The sequence below is a fragment of the Nonomuraea sp. NEAU-A123 genome, from assembly GCF_018603905.1.
Lineage (GTDB): Bacteria > Actinomycetota > Actinomycetes > Streptosporangiales > Streptosporangiaceae > Nonomuraea.
Genome location: NZ_JAHFZZ010000042.1, coordinates 30,498 through 47,806 on the forward strand (window position 1 = coordinate 30,498; position 17,309 = coordinate 47,806).

General features: G+C 70.4%; 16 protein-coding genes. 8 read left to right on the forward strand and 8 right to left on the reverse strand.

The genetic code is table 11. From position 1 onward, the window contains the following. Positions 1 to 42: 42 nt before the first annotated feature. Positions 43 to 1,290 (forward strand): LLM class flavin-dependent oxidoreductase, encoded by a 1,248-nt coding sequence (locus tag KLK06_RS57230; RefSeq protein ID WP_214644317.1) that lies wholly within the window; start codon positions 43 to 45, stop codon positions 1,288 to 1,290. After that, on the forward strand, positions 1,287 to 2,156 hold the full coding sequence (locus KLK06_RS57235) for a TIGR03619 family F420-dependent LLM class oxidoreductase (RefSeq protein WP_214644318.1): 870 nt from the start codon (positions 1,287 to 1,289) through the stop codon (positions 2,154 to 2,156). The genes KLK06_RS57230 and KLK06_RS57235 overlap by 4 nt, the downstream gene beginning before the upstream one ends. Before the next feature lie 87 nt (positions 2,157 to 2,243). Here KLK06_RS57235 and KLK06_RS62875 read toward each other — a convergent pair whose 3' ends face one another. Continuing rightward, complete coding sequence (locus KLK06_RS62875; RefSeq protein ID WP_214644319.1) at positions 2,244 to 2,801, reverse strand: TetR/AcrR family transcriptional regulator; 558 nt, start codon at positions 2,799 to 2,801, stop codon at positions 2,244 to 2,246. 351 nt (positions 2,802 to 3,152) lie between these two features. Here KLK06_RS62875 and KLK06_RS57245 point away from each other — a divergent pair, with 351 nt between their 5' ends. The 3 genes from KLK06_RS57245 to KLK06_RS57255 all read left to right on the forward strand — a co-directional run bounded on the left by KLK06_RS57245 (position 3,153) and on the right by KLK06_RS57255 (position 4,961). After that, complete coding sequence (locus KLK06_RS57245; RefSeq protein ID WP_214644320.1) at positions 3,153 to 3,683, forward strand: hypothetical protein; 531 nt, start codon at positions 3,153 to 3,155, stop codon at positions 3,681 to 3,683. Positions 3,684 to 3,774: 91 nt separating this feature from the next. Then, complete coding sequence (locus KLK06_RS57250) at positions 3,775 to 4,587, forward strand: HipA family kinase (RefSeq protein ID WP_214644321.1); 813 nt, start codon at positions 3,775 to 3,777, stop codon at positions 4,585 to 4,587. Beyond that, entirely contained in the window at positions 4,584 to 4,961 is a 378-nt protein-coding gene (locus KLK06_RS57255; RefSeq protein ID WP_214644322.1) for a DUF3037 domain-containing protein, read from the forward strand. Before KLK06_RS57250 ends, KLK06_RS57255 begins: the two co-directional genes overlap by 4 nt. 87 nt (positions 4,962 to 5,048) lie before the next feature. Here KLK06_RS57255 and KLK06_RS57260 read toward each other — a convergent pair whose 3' ends face one another. The 5 genes from KLK06_RS57260 to dxr all read right to left on the reverse strand — a co-directional run bounded on the left by KLK06_RS57260 (position 5,049) and on the right by dxr (position 11,053). Then, positions 5,049 to 5,867, reverse strand: coding sequence for an NAD(P)H-binding protein (locus KLK06_RS57260; RefSeq protein WP_214644323.1), 819 nt, complete (start codon positions 5,865 to 5,867; stop codon positions 5,049 to 5,051). A gap of 2 nt (positions 5,868 to 5,869) precedes the next feature. After that, the gene (locus KLK06_RS57265) at positions 5,870 to 6,712 is read right to left on the reverse strand and encodes a GNAT family N-acetyltransferase (protein WP_214644347.1); all 843 of its coding nucleotides are present in this window, start codon (positions 6,710 to 6,712) and stop codon (positions 5,870 to 5,872) included. A gap of 36 nt (positions 6,713 to 6,748) precedes the next feature. Next, positions 6,749 to 8,371 carry an alpha/beta hydrolase gene (locus tag KLK06_RS57270; protein ID WP_308169012.1) on the reverse strand — a complete coding sequence of 541 codons (1,623 nt, stop codon included), beginning with the start codon at positions 8,369 to 8,371 and terminating at the stop codon, positions 6,749 to 6,751. Between the two features lie 258 nt (positions 8,372 to 8,629). Then, complete coding sequence (gene ispG, locus KLK06_RS57275; protein ID WP_214644324.1) at positions 8,630 to 9,781, reverse strand: flavodoxin-dependent (E)-4-hydroxy-3-methylbut-2-enyl-diphosphate synthase; 1,152 nt, start codon at positions 9,779 to 9,781, stop codon at positions 8,630 to 8,632. Between the two features lie 78 nt (positions 9,782 to 9,859). Continuing rightward, complete coding sequence (gene dxr, locus KLK06_RS57280) at positions 9,860 to 11,053, reverse strand: 1-deoxy-D-xylulose-5-phosphate reductoisomerase (protein ID WP_214644325.1); 1,194 nt, start codon at positions 11,051 to 11,053, stop codon at positions 9,860 to 9,862. A 197-nt stretch (positions 11,054 to 11,250) separates the two neighbouring features. Here dxr and KLK06_RS57285 point away from each other — a divergent pair, with 197 nt between their 5' ends. Together KLK06_RS57285 and KLK06_RS57290 are read left to right on the forward strand one after the other, a co-directional pair. Further along, positions 11,251 to 12,240: a serine protease gene (locus KLK06_RS57285; protein ID WP_214644326.1), complete on the forward strand. Its 990-nt coding sequence runs from the start codon at positions 11,251 to 11,253 to the stop codon at positions 12,238 to 12,240. 56 nt (positions 12,241 to 12,296) lie between these two features. Beyond that, positions 12,297 to 13,364 (forward strand): serine protease, encoded by a 1,068-nt coding sequence (locus KLK06_RS57290; protein ID WP_250907646.1) that lies wholly within the window; start codon positions 12,297 to 12,299, stop codon positions 13,362 to 13,364. A 2-nt stretch (positions 13,365 to 13,366) separates the two neighbouring features. On the opposite strand, the gene KLK06_RS57295 is transcribed toward KLK06_RS57290, so the two are convergent. Further along, on the reverse strand, positions 13,367 to 14,794 hold the full coding sequence (locus KLK06_RS57295; RefSeq protein ID WP_214644327.1) for an aldehyde dehydrogenase family protein: 1,428 nt from the start codon (positions 14,792 to 14,794) through the stop codon (positions 13,367 to 13,369). 232 nt (positions 14,795 to 15,026) lie between these two features. Between KLK06_RS57295 and KLK06_RS57300 the strand changes: the two genes are divergently transcribed. After that, positions 15,027 to 15,659 (forward strand): TetR/AcrR family transcriptional regulator, encoded by a 633-nt coding sequence (locus KLK06_RS57300; RefSeq protein ID WP_214644328.1) that lies wholly within the window; start codon positions 15,027 to 15,029, stop codon positions 15,657 to 15,659. Here the strand turns inward: KLK06_RS57300 and KLK06_RS57305 are convergent. Continuing rightward, on the reverse strand, positions 15,610 to 17,223 hold the full coding sequence (locus KLK06_RS57305) for a PucR family transcriptional regulator (protein WP_374197211.1): 1,614 nt from the start codon (positions 17,221 to 17,223) through the stop codon (positions 15,610 to 15,612). The genes KLK06_RS57300 and KLK06_RS57305 overlap by 50 nt on opposite strands. Positions 17,224 to 17,309 lie beyond the last annotated feature (86 nt).

The window sequence follows — 17,309 nt, forward strand, 5'->3', positions numbered from 1 at the left end:
GCTTGCCGGACAGAGAAGCGCCCCGCGGAAAGAGGTCTCCTGGTGAAGTTTTCCATCTTCCTGAATCCGCAGATTCCAGGCTCCGGATACGCGGCCGAGGAGAACGCCAAGGCCAAGCGTCCCATCGGGCGTGACACGGAGTCGTACCAGAAGCTGCTGCACGAGGTGCGGGAGATCGCCGTCCACGCCGACCAGATCGGCTTCGACGCGCTGATGATGACCGAGCACCACTTCCACTCGGAAGGCATGGAGTTCTCGGTCAACCCACTGATGTTCCTCACCGACCTCGCGGCCAGGACCGAACGCATCCTGCTCGCGCCGCTCGGCATGGTGCTGCCCGCCTGGGACCCCATCCGGGCGGCGGAGGACGTGGCGCTCCTCGACCAGTTCTGCAAGGGGCGGCTCCGGCTGGGCGTGGCCAGGGGCTACCAGAACCGGTGGATGAACGTGCTGGGCCAGCGCTGGCACGCGGCGGCCGCCCGCTCCGACGGCTCGGCCTCCGACACCCGGAACTTCGACGTCTTCGGCGAGGTCCTGAAGATCATGAAGATGGCCTGGACCCAGGAGACGCTCCGCTACAAGTCCGACGTACTGGACTACGAGATCCCCTACCCGTTCGACGGCATCGAGGGCTGGCCGGCCCTGGAGTGGACGAAGACGTTCGGCGCCCCCGGTGAGATCTCGGACGACGACAAGGTGCAGGCCATCTCGGTCTGCCCGAGGCCGTACCAGAACCCGCATCCGGAGCTGTGGCAGCCGTTCACGATCTCCGACCGCTCGGTCATCAGGGCCGCGCAGGAGAACATCCTGCCGTGGATGTTCACCCCGAACCCCGACGACCACGCCGCCAAGGCCAAGCTCTACCAGGAGGAGTCCGCCAGGCAGGGCCGCGACTACAAGCTGGGCGAGCACACCGGCATCCTCAAGATCGTCGGCATCGCGGAGACGACCGAGGAGGCGATCAACACCTTCGGCCGCAGCATCCCCAAGGACTTCGCCGCCTTCTTCGGCCCGTTCGGCTACCTGGAAGTGCTGCGGAAGAAGGAAGACGAGAAACACAAGCCCATCTCCCCCGAGAAGGGCGACGCCAAGCGGATGAACGACGTGGAGATGGCGCTGTTCGGCACCCCCGACGACGTCAAGCGCGGCATCCAGCGGATGCTCGACCGAATGCCCGACCTGGAGTGGTTCGGCCTCTACATGCAGGGACAGCAGGGCGTGCTGCCGCTCGACACGGTCAAGCGGAACCTGGAACTGTTCGCCACCAAGGTCATCCCGGAGTTCCAGTGAAATTCTGGCTGGGGGCCTCGTTCGCGGACACCGATCAGTTCGTCGATCTGGCCAGGGCGGCTGAGAAGTGCGGGTTCGACACGCTCACGCTGTCGGACCACCTCTTCTACGCCGACTTCGCGACGCCCTACCCCTATTCGAAGTCGGGCAAGCCACGCTGGACCGCCGAAACGCACTGGCCGGACGTGTGGGTGACGATCGGCGCGATGTCCGCGGTGACCAACACGCTGCGCTTCGCCCCGAACGTCTACATCGCCCCGGCCCGCGATCTGTTCACCGTGGCCAAGCAGGTGTCCACGGCGGCGGTGCTGTCGCGGGACCGCGTCACGTTCGGGGTGGGCGTCGGGTGGTGCGCGGAGGAGTTCGCGGCCACCGGCCAGGACTTCCACACCCGCGGGCGGCGGCTCAACGAGATGATCCCGGCGCTACGCGACCTCTGGAGCGGGCGGACCGTCACGATCGACGGGCTGCCCGAGCTGTCCATCTCGCCCACGCCTGCCGAGCCGATCCCGGTCCTGGTGGGCGGCGACAGCGAGGCGGCGCTGCGCCGGGCGGCCCGGCTGGGTGACGGCTGGATCGGCAACCGCATCTACACGGAGGAGCAGCTCGACACCGTCCTCGGCTCGTTGCGGCAGTTGCTGGACGAGTACGGCAGGACGGGGCCGTTCGAGATCATCGCTCCACTGGCCGTGCTGCCGGACGCCGACACCTTCCGGCGCTTCGCCGCCAAGGGCGTCACCGGGACGATGGCCGCCCCGTGGTGGCTCGCCAGCGCCGAGGAGAAGGCGCGGTACGGCGAAGGCAGCCTGGAACTCAAGGTCGCCACCATGGAACGGTTCGCGGGGGAGGTCATCGCGAAGATGTGACCCCGGCCGCGACGAGGGGTCGGGGCCGCGATCGCCACAGGCGAGGCCGGCCTCTGGGAGAGGCGCCGTCGTCATGAGGCGCCGTCGTCATGAGGGGGCGGTCGCGGGTAGGCCCAGCTCGGCCATCGCCAGGTCGACCAGGGCGCCCGGCATCTCGGCCACCGCTCCGATGCGCATCAGGGCGGCCAGGCCGAGGTAGGTGCCGTAGGCCGCCAGCACTCGCCTGCGCGCTTCCTCCTCCGGCTGGCCGAGCTCGTGCAGGACGTTCTGCATGTACCTCAAGCGGCGGTCGCTCACCCGCCGCACCACCTCGCCGACCAGCGGATCGTCCGCCTCGCTGATCAGCCGGAACGAGATCGCCGCATCCTGCTCGTCACCGAAGGCCAGGTCCAGCAGGGCCCGCATCCGCGCCACCGGGTCGTCGAGCACCTCCAGCCGGGCGATGACCTGCTCGGTCTCGTCCTCCCAGCGCGCCAGCGCCGCCTCGACCAGCGACCGGCGGTTGGCGAAGTGCCAGTAGAAGCTGCCCTTGGAGACGCCGAGCCGCACCGCGACCGGCTCCACCGCCACGGCGCCCAGCCCACCCTCCGCGAGCGCCTTCAACGCGGCCCGCGCCCAGTCGTCCGGCCCCAACCGCTCCACCACCCCACACCCTCCCTCACCCGACCGCGCCCCACCCAGGCCGGCCGTGCACCGCGCCGCACACCCCTTGCCTCGCGCGACCCCTTGCCCGCACGACCCCTTGCCCGCACGACCCCTTGCCCGCACGACCCCTTGCCCTGCACGGGGCCTTCGCCCCGCAAGACCCTTGCCCCGCACGAAACCTCCGCCCGCACGAAACCTCCGCCCCGCACGGAACTTCGCCCCGCACGGAACTTCGCCCCGCACGGAACTTCGCCCCGCACCAACAGCCTGCCATACGGCGGCGTATAGTCGCTTCCATACGCAGCCGTATGGAAGCCGCGAAGAGGCCGACGAGAGACCGAGGAGCCCCCCATGCCGACGCTGGTCGACGACTTCATCCCCCGCCCGCATGCGGCGGAGCGGCACTCGATCGTGATCAACGCCTCCCGCGACCGCGTCTGGCAGGCGCTCACCCACCTCAACCCGCAGGACATCCGCCTGGCCAAGCCGCTGTTCGCCGTCCGGCGCCTGTTCTCCCGCTCCTCCGGCGATCGGCAGAAGCAGGACGCACCCACCTTCACGCCGCTGGCCGTAGACCCGATGCGGGAGATCGTCCTGGGCACGATCGGGCAGTGGTGGCGTCTGGGCCGCGCCGAGCACACCCCGGCGATCGGCGACGCGGACGACTTTCGAGCCTTCGACCGGCCCGGTTACGCGAAGGGGACGTTCAGCTTCCTGCTGGACGACGCGGGGCCGGGGCGCATCCGCCTGGTCACCGAGACCAGGGTGCTCGCCACCAGCCCCGACGCCCGCCGCGCCTTCCGTCGCTACTGGATCTTCATCCGCCTGGGCAGCGGCCTGATCCGGCGCATCATCCTGGCCGCCGTCCGGGCCCGCTCCTGACCCATCCTCCGAGGACCCGCGCAACGCTGTTCGCGCCGGTCGGGGCGGCGGCGGGAGCGAAAGTGCTCTCAACGGGCGATAACCTCGTGTGGTGCTGGATGAGATCGCGGCGACCCGCTATGTGACGCCGCTGCGCGAAGGCGGATCACTACCGGGCGTCGTCGAGGCTGATGATCTCGGCACGTACGTGGTGAAGTTCCGGGGCGCGGGCCAGGGCCGCAGGGTCCTGGTGGCGGAGATCATCTCGGGTGAGCTGGCCAGGCGGCTCGGACTCCGCACTCCCGAGCTCAAGCTGATCGACCTCGACCCGCAGATCGGCATCCGGGAGCCTGACGAAGAGGTGCAGGACCTGCTCAAGGCCAGCACCGGCCTCAATCTGGCGATCGACTTCCTGCCCGGCGCCCTGGGGTTCGAGCCGCTGGCGTGGACGCCCGACTGGATGTTCGCCTCGCGGGTGGTCTGGTTCGACGGCCTGATCCACAACGTCGACCGCAGTTGGCGCAACCCCAACCTGCTCATCTGGCACCGCGAGATGTGGCTGATCGACCACGGCGCGGCGCTCTGGTTCCACCACAACTGGCCGACGGCGGACCCGCGACGGCCGTTCGACGTGGGGGATCATGTGCTGGCGCCGTTCGCCACCGACCTCGAAGGCGCGGCGGCAGATCTGTCCGCGAAGATCACTCCTGAGCTCCTCGAAACCGTGACCGCCCTGGTGCCCGACGAATGGCTCGACGACGAGCCGGGCTTCGACTCGGCGCAGGCCGTACGCGATGCCTATGTCGACCACCTGCTCAGGCGCGCGCAGGGACCGCACGAGTGGCTGAAACGGCCCGAAGCACCGACCGGCAGACCCTCGGGGCCTGGGTCCGTCGGCGAGTTCTGGCGCGGAGGCGACCGATGAGCCGGGATGTCTACGAGTACGCGGTGATCCGCGTGGTGCCACGGGTCGAGCGCGGCGAGCTGATCAACGTGGGCGTGCTGCTCTACTGCCAGCCGCGCGGCTACCTCTGCGCACGGGTCGCCCTCGACGCGGCCCGGCTGCGCGCGCTCGACCCGGCCGCGGACGTCGACGGTGTACGACAGGCGCTCGGCGCGTACGAACTGGCCTGCGGCGACGAGGCGGGACCGCTGACCGGGGAGTCGCTCGGCGGCAGGTTCCGCTGGCTGACGGCGCCGCGCAGCACGATCGTGCAGACCGGCCCGGTCCACGCCGGTCTCACCGCCGACCCCGGCACCGAGCTGGCCAGACTGTTCGACAAACTGGTCCTGCTCTAACCGAAGGCACCGGCCACCAGCCGACAGCGGCCGTCACTAGGTCACCGCCAGTCGGACGCGCGAACGGCAGCCGCCGCCAACCCGGCTTTAGCGGAACGCGTCCGCGTTGGCCGCCGCCCAGTCCGCGAAGCCGCGCGGCGGGCGCCCGGTGACCTCGGCCACCGTGGGCAGCACGGCCGACTCGTCCAGCTCGCCCCGCACGAAGAACCCGAAGAACGCGTCCACGTACGCCTCAGGCATGCCCGCGCTCATCTCGGCCCGCGCCTGCTCATCCGTCAGCCCCTCGAAGCGCAGCTCCCGGCCCAGCGCCTCGCCCAGGATCCGCACCCGGTCGGCGGGCCGCAGGGACTCGGGCCCGGTCAGCGGGTAGACCCGCTGGTCGTGCCCCTCGCCGAGCAGCGCGGCGGCGGCCACGGCCGCGATGTCGAGCGGATCCACGGTCGCGACCGCCACCTCGGGGAAGGCGGCCCGCACGACGTCCCCGGACCGGACCTGATCGGCCCACTGCAGCGTGTTGGACATGAACGTACGCGGCCGCAGCACCGTCCACGGCACGCCCGACTCGCGCACCAGCGCCTCGGACCGTACGTGGTAGCCCGAGATCGGGTTGTCCAGGTCGCGGGCCTCCGCGGCGCTGGCCGACAGCAGCACCACGTGCTCCACTCCGGCCGCCTTGAGGGCGGCGAGCGTCTCGTCCATGCGGTCGTAACCGCTGAGCAGGAACACCCCGCGCACCCCGGACAGCGCCGCCGCCACCGACTCAGGATCGTTGAGATCGCCGAGAGCCAGTTCGGCGGGCAGCTCGACCTCGTGCCGCACCAGCGCCCGCACCTCGGCGCCCTGCTCTGCCAGCGTGCGCACCAGCGCCCCACCGGCGTTGCCCGTGGCTCCAGTCACCAAGATCATGGCTAGAACAGTACAGACATGAACGTGTCGACCTCGTGGAAACCCACCTTCCGGTAGACCGCCCGCGCCGACTGGTTGAAGTCGTTGACGTACAGCGAGACCACGGGAGCGAAGCAGTCCAGGGCGGCGTCCACGACCGCGGCCATGCCGGCCACCGCGTGCCCCTGTCCGCGCAGCGCGGGATCGACCCATACGCCCTGGATCTGGCAGGCGTGCGGGGTGACCGCGCCGACCTCCGCCTTGAACACCACGCGCCCGTTGTCGATGCGCGCGTACGACCTGCCGATGCGGATCAGCTCGGCCACCCTGGTCCGGTAGAGGGCGCCGCCGTCGCCGAGGTTGGGCGAGACCCCCACCTCCTCGGTGAACATCGCGACGCAGGCCGGCAGCAGGGTCTCGAACTGGTCCGGGCGCACCCGCCGGACCAGCGGATCGGCGGGGACGGGCGACCTGCGCGAGGTGGCCATGACCGGCTGTGCCCAGCGGATCGTCCGCGCCCGGCCCCAGTACGGCTCCAGCCGCTCCCACAGCAGCGAGACCGCGTCGGCGGGACCCACGATGGACGAGCAGCGGCGGCCCTGCTTGCGAGCGCGGTCGGCGAACGCGTGCACGGCTTCGGGACCGGCGTTGACCGGCACCATGTTTGCCCCGGCGTAGCAGAGCGAGACGAGCCCGCCGCGCGGTCCGAACCCCCACATCTGCCCGCCCAGGCGCGCCGGATTGAGTCCGACGGTCCGCACCCGGGAGGAGACGAAGACGTTGGCGACCGGGTCGAGGTCGAGCAAGGCGAGAGCCTCGTCCCGGTCGCTGTCATCGAGCACACGCGACGCCGATGTACGCAGCATCACATGGTCAGACTACGCGAACGACCACCGAATAGCTCATCTGGACAGGAGCTCGGTGAGCCTTTCGTGACCTAGTGGACCAGAGGCCGCCATATGGGCCATGGGCTTGGGCGCCGGCAGTCTCTGACACTCGGCTCCGTGCCGCGGCACCGTGCCATCGAGCAGGTAGGCGACCAGGTGGCGGTCCACGCACTGGTTCCCGGCCAGCGAGGCGCCGTGGTTGCCGCCCCCGTCGACGATCATGCGGGCGCTCGGGAACAGTTTGCGCATGTTCAGGGCGCCTTGGTACGGCGTCGCGGCGTCGTCCTTCGACTGGATCATCAGGATCGAGGGCAGCCGCCGGGACGCATGGATCTTGACCGGGGTACCGCCGGGCACGCTCCAGAACGCGCACGGCGCGTTGTACCAGGCGTTGGGCCAGGTCAGGAACGGCGCCTGCTTGTGCATGCGCGTCATGTCCGTCCGCCACTTGGTCCAGGACTTTGGCCATTGGACGTCGCGGCACTGCACGCTCAGGTAGATGGCGTAGCCGTTCTCGTCGTCGGCGTCCTGCTTGCCGTACTTGTTGAAGACGTCGACCAGCCCTTTCGCGTCGCCCTGCCGCACGTACTTCGACCAGGCGGCGGCGAGGTCGGGCCAGATCCGGTCGGTGTAGCCGCCCACGGTGAAGGTGTCGTCGAGCTCGCTCGGGCCGACCACCCCGCCGGCCGGGCGGTCGTGCAGCCGGGAGCGCATCGCGTACCAGGCGAACGTGGTCTGTGTGGCCGAGCCGCCGAGCTTGTAGACGTTGTTGTTCTTGGCGGTCCAGGCGAGGAACTCGTGGTGCCTGCGCTCGAAGGCCTTGTCCTGGGCCAGGTTGGCTTTGTACCAGACGCCCTCCGGGTCGACCGTGCTGTCCATGACGAGGTGCTTGACCCGGTCGGGGAAGAGCGTGGCGTAGACGGCGCCGATGTAGGTGCCGTAGGAGTAGCCGAGGAAGCTGATCTGCGGCTCGCCGAGTGCCGCGCGGATGGCGTCCATGTCCCTGGCGGTGTTCTCGGTGGTCAGGTGGGGCAGCAGCCACGCCCACAGGTCACCGCACCGGTTGGCGTAGTCGGTGGCCCGGCCGAGCAGCACCTTCTCGTCTTCCTGGCCGCGCGGCACCGCGTCGGGCCTGGGCGGGGCGTAGTAGGTGGCGGCGTCGACGCAGTGCATCGAGGGCTCGCTGTTGCCCACGCCGCGCGGGTCGAAGCCGATGATGTCGTAGCGGTCGGCGACCTTCTGCGAGAGCGCCGCCGACACGTACTCGGCCAGCGACCGCCCAGAGGCGCCCGGGCCGCCCGGGTTCACCAGCAGGCTGCCCAGGTGGTTGCCGTCGCGCGGCACCTTGGCCTTGATCCGGTTGAGCGCCAGCGTGATCGACTGCCCCAACGGCTCATGGTAGTCGAGCGGCACCCGTACGGTGGCGCACTCGACGCCGCTCACCGCGGGCGCGGACCTGCTGATGACCGCCCCGGAACCGGCCGCCTCCGCCTTCGCCGACACCGGGCAGGCTCCCCAGTCCAACGGCGACCCGACCGAACTCCCGGTGGCTCCGGCGGTCCCGGCCATGGCCCCACCGGCTCCCAGCGCCGGCACCAGCATCGCCAACCCGACGACAACCCTTACGACCCGCTTCACACGGCCTCCCCTTCAGTAGGAGGACCGATGCTCCCGCACGTAACCGAGTCGTGACGCTGGGTATGGCTAAATGCTTACCATTATGTAATCACCCAATTGCACGCCGTAACGCACGACCGAGGTTTTCCACGCCACTGGCCAAGCATGCGCACGTCACGGCGCCGCACCACCTCCACCAGAGGAGCGTGTCCCTGGACAGGGCTCAGCCCGGTCGGCGTCTGGGGCCAACCGGGCTGAGCCATAAAATATGCCCGTAAATTAGCCGACGACGACCTCAGGATCGCCGTCGAGGGCGATGCCCATCTCGTCGGCGATGCGCAGGGCCTCGTCGATCAGTGTCTCGACGATCTGTGACTCGGGGACCGTCTTCACGACCTCCCCCTTCACGAAGATCTGCCCCTTGCCGTTGCCCGACGCGACGCCCAGGTCCGCCTCGCGAGCCTCGCCGGGGCCGTTCACCACGCAGCCCATCACGGCCACCCGCAGCGGCACCTTCAGCCCTTCGAGGCCCGCCTGCACCTGCTCCGCCAGCGTGTAGACGTCCACCTGCGCCCGGCCGCACGACGGGCACGAGACGATCTCCAGCCCCCGCTCCCGCAGCCCCAGCGACTCCAGGATCTGCGTGCCGACCTTGACCTCCTCGACCGGCGGCGCCGACAGCGAGACGCGGATGGTGTCGCCGATGCCCTCCGCCAGCAGTGCCCCGAACGCGACCGCCGACTTGATCGTGCCCTGGAAGGCCGGCCCGGCCTCGGTGACGCCCAGGTGCAGCGGGTAGTCGCACTTTCCGGCCAGCAGCCGGTAGGCGTTGATCATGACGACCGGGTCGTTGTGCTTGACCGAGATCTTGATGTCGCGGAAGCCGTGCTCCTCGAACAGCGAGCACTCCCACAGCGCCGACTCCGCCAGCGCTTCGGGGGTCGCCTTGCCGTACTTCTGCAGCAGCCGGGGGTCGAGCGAGCCGGCGTTGACGCCGATGCGGATCGGCACGCCGTGATCGGCCGCGGCCCGCGCGATCTCGCCCACCTTGTCATCAAATTTCTTGATGTTGCCGGGGTTGACGCGCACGGCCGCGCAGCCCGCCTCGATGGCGGCGAACACGTACTTCGGCTGGAAGTGAATGTCGGCGATGACCGGGATCTGCGACTTGCGGGCGATCGCCGGCAGCGCGTCGGCGTCGTCCTGAGACGGCACGGCCACCCGGACGATCTGGCACCCGGCGGCGGTCAGCTCGGCGATCTGCTGCAAGGTGGAGTTGATGTCGGCGGTCACCGTGGTGGTCATCGACTGCACGGAGACCGGCGCGTCGCCGCCGACCGGGACACTGCCGACCATGATCTGGCGGGAGTGTCGGCGTTCGGCGAGGGGCTTGGGGCGGACCGCGGGGATGCCGAGTGCTACAGGAGACATTTCAACCCTTGAGTTTGGTAACGGTATCCAGTGTAGGTAGCCCGTGGGACTGCCGGGCTGTGAGCTCCGTCCCAGGTCTCATCCGGCGGCCACGCTCCGTACGAGCTCCGTCGCGCGGGCACGTGCCCAGGCGTCGGCGGCCAGCACCTCCTCGACCGAGTCCGCGGGGGTCACCCGGTGCTCCTCGACGACCTTGGCGACCGTGTCGACGATCGCGGGGAACCGCAGCCTGCCCCCGATGAACGCCTCCAGGCACGCCTCGTTGGCCGCGTTGTAGACGGCCGGCGCGGTGCCGCCCTCGGTGCCGACGTGCCTGGCCAGCGCGACGGAGGGGAACGCCTCGTCGTCGAGCGGCTCGAAGGTCCAGGTGTGGGCCCGCGTCCAGTCGATGGCACGGGCGGCGCCCGCGATCCGCCCGGGGTGGCCGAGCGCGAGCGCGATGGGCAGCCGCATGTCGGGCGGGCTGGCCTGGGCGATGGTGGAGCCGTCGATGTACTCGACCATGGAGTGGATGATCGACTGAGGATGCACCACGACCTCGATCCTGTCGAAGCCGATGTCGAACAGCAGGTGCGCCTCGATCACCTCCAGCCCCTTGTTGACCAGGGTGGCCGAGTTGATGGTGATCATGGGCCCCATCGACCAGGTGGGGTGCGCCAGGGCCATCTCGGGCGTGACGTCCAGCAGGTCGGCGCGCTTGCGCCCCCTGAACGGCCCGCCGCTCGCGGTGATGACCAGCCGCCTGACCGCCTCGGGACGGTGCCCGTCTGGCCCGGCGGCCCACAGGCACTGCTGCACGGCCGAGTGCTCGGAGTCGACGGGCAGGATCTGCCCCGGCGCGGCCAGCCGCTTGACCAGCGGCCCGCCGATGATCAGCGACTCCTTGTTGGCCAGGGCGAGCGTCCTGCCCGCCTCCAGCGCGACCAGCGTGGAGGTCAGGCCGAGCGCGCCGGTGATGCCGTTGAGCACCGTGTCGCACGGCCACGCCGCCACCTCCGCGACCCCTTCGGGGCCCGCGAGCACCACCGGGCTCGCGCCGCGCGCCGCGAGCGCCTCTTTCAGCGTGGGTACGGCGGCGGCATCGGCCACGGCCACCACCTCGGCGCCGTAGGAGGCCGCCTGCTCGGCCAGCAGCTCGGCCTTCCCGCCACCGGCCGCGAGCCCGGCGACCCTGAACCTGCCCGGGTCGGCGCCGATGACGTCGAGCGCCTGGGTGCCGATCGAGCCGGTGGAGCCGAGGACGACGACGGAGCGGAGGGTGTCTGCATGCACCCGTCCATTGTCCCCGCTGCGGGAAGCGACCGGGCACGCGGCTCCGCCGTCCCTAAATACGGCAACGAATGTGACGCCAGCTATTCGAGTACATCAATGCCCAAATATCACCATATCCGTATTCGCAAATCCTGAGAAATGGGGATATTGAGGCCGCTACCTTCCAGGCTCAGATCCGGGATTTCGGGAGGTACGTAATGCACCGCAGAGTCGTTCTGCTTTCCATCCTCACCCTCGCCGCCGGGGGCGCCCTGTTCCCGGCGGGGCCGGCGCAGGCGCGGCCGGGGCCCAAGCCCGCCCAGAAGGCGGCCGCCGACTCCACCTCCGAACAGCAGGCCGTCCTGCGGTACTGGACCCCGCAGAAGATGGAGACCGCCCAGCCGCTCACCGCCCCCGCGCCCAAGAAAGGGGCCAAGCCGGCCATGAGCAGCCCCGGCGAGCCCACCACCGGCACCCCCTGGACGGCCCCGCCCACCAGCGGAGCGCAGCAGCAGCTCGCCGGCAGCGGCGGCGCCCCCTGGACCGGCGGCGGCGCGATCACGAAGACGACGGGCCGCGTCTTCTTCACCTACCAGGGGCGCAACGCCTCCTGCTCGGGCTCGGCCGTGACCAGCGCCAACAAGAGCGTGGTCCTCACCGCGGGCCACTGCGTCAAACTGGGCGGCACCTTCCACACGAACTGGGTGTTCGTCCCCGGCTACGAGAACGGCAACCGCCCGAGCGGCACCTGGGCGGCCACCAGGCTGCTGACCACCCCGCAGTGGAACGCGAGCGAGGACATCGACTTCGACGTCGCCGCCGCCGTCGTGGCGCCGCTGCAGGGCAAGACGCTGACCGACGCCGTGGGCGGCCAGGGCGTGGCGTTCAACCAGGCCAGGCGGCAGCGGATGTACGCGTTCGGCTACCCGGCGGCGGCCCCGTACGACGGCGCCAAGCTGATCTATTGCAGCGGCCGTACGTTCGACGATTTCCTGTTGTCCGAAGACCAGGGTCTGACCTGCGATATGACCGGTGGTTCGAGTGGTGGTCCATGGTTCCAGAATTTCACCGAGTCGACCGGCCTCGGTATCCAGAACTCCGTCAACAGTTTTAAATACAACTTCGCCCCGAACTTGATGTTCGGCCCCTATTTCGGGTCAGAGGCCCAAGCCGTCTACCAAGCCGCCCAGAGCACCAACGCCCTCTGAGGGTATTCACCGAAAGTAGTCACAAGGACACATCTTGTGGTGCACACTCGGGGGTCATGACCCTGAGCACCCCCTTGCTGACAGGTGTGCCGCTCGTCGCGGGACTGATGGGCCCCGCGCTCATCGGCGCCATGCCCGTCCAGCACCACCACTCTGCCCCTGCCATCACCAAGCCGGTCGTGCACACGGCCAAGCGGATGGAGGTGGTCGAGCACGTGGCCGCCCGCACCCCCGCCGAGCAGCGGCGCGTGCTCGACTACTGGACACCGGCCCGGATGGCCGACGCCCTGCCGATCGACATGCTCGGCATCGTCACCAAGGGCAACGGCCTGCTGAACAAGCTCGCCGACAAGACGGGGATCACCGCGGCACCCGGCCTGACCGGCGGCAAGGCCAAGATCCCCACCCCGCGCCTCCAGTCGGCCAGGCCCCAGACCACCACGTCCGGCTCCCGCTGGCTGACCGGCGGCGCGGTGACCCGCACCACCGGCCGCGTCTTCCTGACCGTCGGCGGGATCGACTTCGTCTGCTCCGCGAGCACGGTGCAGAGCGCCAGCAGGGACCTCGTGGTCACGGCCGGCCACTGCGTCAAGGACGGCACCGGCGAGTGGGCGGCCAACTGGCAGTTCGTGCCCGGCTATCGCACGGGCGGCGGGCACCCGTACGGCCAGTACGCGGCCCGCCGCATGTTCGTCACCGGCCCGTGGGCGCACGCCGCCGACGACAGCTACGACATGGGCATGGTGGCCCTGACGACCGCGGACAGCCAGCACGTCACCGATGTGGTGGGCGCGCAACGGATCGCCTTCAACGCCCCGCGTGGCGGCCAGACGTTCGGCTTCGGCTACCCGGCCGACCCGCCGTACAACGGCGAGCACCTGGTCTACTGCGCGGGCCGCCTGCACGGCGACCCCTACAAGCAGACCCGCGACCAGGGCCTGGGCTGCGACATGACGGCGGGCTCCAGCGGCGGCCCGTGGCTGTCCGGCTTCGACCCGGCCACGGGCATCGGCGAGATCACGTCGTTGAGCAGCTTCAAGTACAGCGACGACCAGCGCACCATGTACGGCCCGTACTTCGGTGACGCCGCCAAGGCCCTCTTCGACACCGCCCAGCGGGCATAGAGCTAGAGCGACAGTCCGGTCAACACCATGACCTTCTCGTACGTGAAGTCCGTCATCGCCGAGTGAAGACCCTCGCGGCCGATGCCGGAGTCCTTGACGCCGCCGTACGGCATCTGGTCGGCCCGGTACGACGGGACGTCGCCGATGATCACGCCGCCCACCTCCAGTTCCCGGTTGGCCCGGAAGGCCGCGTCCAGTGACCGCGTGAACACCCCGGCCTGCAGCCCGTACTTGGAGTCGTTGACCATCGCGTACGCCTCGTCGATCGACGCGGCGGGCTGCAGGACCACGACGGGCCCGAAGACCTCCTCGCGGAGGACCTTCGCGTCGTGGGGCACGTCGGCCAGCACGGTCGGCGCGACCGTGGCGCCCTCGCGGGTGCCGCCCGTCAGCACGCGGGCGCCCGCGTCCACCGCCTCCCGGACCCACTGCTCGACGCGTTCGGCGGCGTGCACCGAGACCAGCGGCCCGACCTGCGTCTTCTCGTCGGCCGGGTCCCCGGTCACGAGCCCGTCGACGGCCGGGAGCAGGCGCTCGACGAACGCGTCGTAGACGGGCCGCTCGACGATCACCCGCTGCACGGCGATGCAGCTCTGACCGGCCTGGTAGTTGGCGAACAGGGCCACCCTCTTGGCCGCCCAGTCGAGATCGGCGTCGGCCAGCACCACCGCCGCGGCGTTGCCGCCCAGCTCCAGCGTCACGTGCTTGCGCGGGATCTGGTCGGCGATCGCGTAGCCGACCGGCGCGGAGCCGGTGAACGACACCACCGGCAGCCTCGGGTCGAGCACCAGGCCGGAGGCGCGCTCGTTCTCGACCGGCAGCACGGAGAACATCCCGGCGGGCAGGTCCGTCTCGGCCAGGATCTCGCCGAGCAGGAGCGAGGTGAGCGGCGTGGCGGGCGCGGGCTTGACGATGACGGGCGCGCCCACCGCGATGGCGGGCGCCACCTTGTGGGCCACCAGGTTCAGCGGGAAGTTGAACGGCGTGATCGCGAGCACCGGACCGTACGGCACGCGGGAGACGTACGCCAGGCGGCCGGCGGCGGCGGGCTCGGTGTCCAGCCGCTGCACGTCGCCGGACCAGCGGCGGGTCTCCTCGGCGGCGAAGCGGAACGTGGCGATCGCCCGCGAGACCTCACCGCGCGCCCAGAAGATCGGCTTGCCGTTCTCGGCGGTGATCAGGTGGGCGATCTCGTCGGCCCGCTCCGAGAGGCGGCGCGAGACGTGGGCCAGCGCTTCGGCGCGCACGTGCACGGGGAGCGCGGCGGCCTGCCCGGCGACCGTGTGAGCGGCCGCGACGGCCTCCTCGATCTGGCCGTCGGTCGGCACGGAACAGCGGCCGACCTCGCGACCGTCGTGGGGATTGGTCACGGTGAGCTCGGAGTCGCCGGTGGCGGGTCGGCCCGCGAGCCAGAAGGTACGCACGTCCATGTTCACGACGTTATGCCACGGCGGAGATCGGGGACGTACACCACCGTGCACAAGACTCCCACCAGACCTCACCGTTAAGTACAACCTCCCTTGCCTACCCAGGATGTAACAGAAGTAGACCTAATTCGGGATGTTTACCATGCAGAGCGGTTTGAACATTCTCCCGTCTGGCTAAGTCATCGTGTGCGGGTCCCTCAGCGCGGCGGGCCCCCGAGCAGAAAGGCGTGGCCCCATGACCTCCTCGGCGCCGCTCGGGCTCCAAGGGGCCTACTTGCTCGGTGAGCGGGCCACCCACGACGAACTGCGTTCCCGGCTCCTCGACGTCGCGGTGAACCTCCTGCTCAGCGATGGTCCAGAGAGCCTCACCATGCGCAGAATCGCCACGGAGGCCGGCTGCACGACCACCGTCATCTACACGATGTTCGGCAACCGGGAAGGGCTGGCGGAGGCCCTCTATCTGGAGGGATTCGAGCGCTTTCGGCGGTTTCTGGACGCGGTGCCACATCGGCGGGACGCGCTCGAGAACCTCACCGCGCTCGGCCCCGCCTACCGGCAGGCGTGCCTGGCCGAGCCCGGCTACTACAGCTTGATGTTCGAGCGGGCGATCCCCGGTTTCGAACCCAGCGAGCGGGCCAGGACCTTGGCCCGCGCGGCGCTCAACATCCTCGACCGGGTGATCGCCGACTGCATCTCGGCCGGGTACCTCATCCCGACCCAGCCCCGCAAGATCGCCGACGCGCTGTGGGCCGCCGCCCAGGGCGCGATCAGCCTGGAGCGGGCCGGTCACCTGCGTGACGGCCGCACCTACGAGGCGGTCACGATGGCGACGATCTGCTGCTATCTGGTGCACAAGCCGAAGCCGTAGCCGCCAGCGCGATCCAGAGTTCGGCGCGCACTCCGGGGTCGTCCAGATCACGACCCAGCAGCTCGGTGACCCGCTTCATGCGGTAACGGAGCGTGTGGCGGTGGATGCCGAGCCGCTGGGCCGCCGCGTCCCAGTGGCCGTTGCTGCCGAGATAGGCGCGCAGCGACTCGATCAGGTCGGCCCGCGAGCCGTACCTGGTGAGGGGCGCGAGCAGCGCCGACGCGAACGCCTGGGCGGTGGCCGGGTCGAGCAGGCCCAGCAGCCCCTGCCCGGCGAGGTCGGCGAACCTGACCAGGCCGTCATGCCCGCTCTCGAACGCCCGCCGGGCCTGGTCGAGCGCGCCAGGCAGCTCGCCGTACGCACCGGGCGAGCTCATCCCGACGGTCCCCCCGACGAGCGCCGCCACCTTTTCGGCCCCCTCCGTACCCACAAGCACCACCACGGCCGCTCCAGGCCCTTTCGACCGCTCAGCGGCACCCCGCCGGTCGGCACCGCTGCGCAAGTCGGCGGGACCGCGCGAGTCGGCTTCGGCGAAGCGGGCGGTCAACGCGTGCTGGCCGCCTTCGGTGAGGCGGGCGGTGAAGGCGTGGGGCTCCACCGATTCGAGCGTGTCGGCCGCCATCGCCAGCACCACCACCGGCTCCTCCGGCAGCCGCTCGCCGAGCGGCGCCAGCACCGCGCGTGCCCGCTCCTCACCTGCCGGCTCCTTCGCACCGGCCAGCAGCAGTCCCAGGACGGCCGAGCGCACCCGTCGCTCGGCCTCCCGCTGGGCGCCGCCCTGCTCGACGGCCAGCGTGAGCAGCGACCCGGCCGCGTTGATGACCGTATGCGTGACGGGCGAGAACGCCCGAGACGCCCCGACGGCGAAGAACCCACGTGGCCGCGGCCCCCCACCCAGCGGCTGCACGACGACGTGCTCGTCCGGCCCGGAAAGCGCCAGGCTCGCGGGCAGCCGCCCACTCGAAGCCCCCTGCCGCCCGCTCCAAGCGCCCTTCCGCCAGACACCGTGCTCGCCGCGCAGGCGGGTCAGCTCGCGGGCCGCCGCCTCGGCCTTGGAGCCGTGGGTGGCGTGCCGTACCTCGGCGTTCTCGTCCAGCAGCGCGGCCCAGCCGCCGACCTCCTTGGCCAGCCGGTCGATGACCGCGTACGGGCCCTCGGGCCGCAGCGCGGCCCGCGTGAGGCGCCCCTGCGCGGCGAAGGCGCGGGTGATCTCCTCGTACTGCTCGGCGGCGAGCAGCTCGCTGACCGCCTTGCCGACCGCGATGAACGGCGTCTCGCGCGGCACCTCCAGCAGCGGCAGCCCGGCCGCGGCGGCCGCCTGCAGCAGGGCGGGCGGCACCTCTTCGTGCGAGAGCCCGACGCCGAGGGCGAGCCCGGCCACACCACGCGCCACGAGGCGGGCGACATACTGGGAAAAGTCGCCTTCCAGCCGCATACCGGTGGTCAGCAGCAGCTCGTCGCCCTCCAGATAGGGCGTGGGATCCTCCAGCTCGCTGACGGCCACCCAGCGCACGACCGAGTCCAAGGTCCCGACCAGCGGCCGCAGCCCTGTCCGTCGCACCACGGTCCGCAGCGAAGGCGCCATACGAGTTGTCCATTCCGGCAAAGATGGGCACCCCCAGTGTGCCATATCGACACATCGGGCCAGGT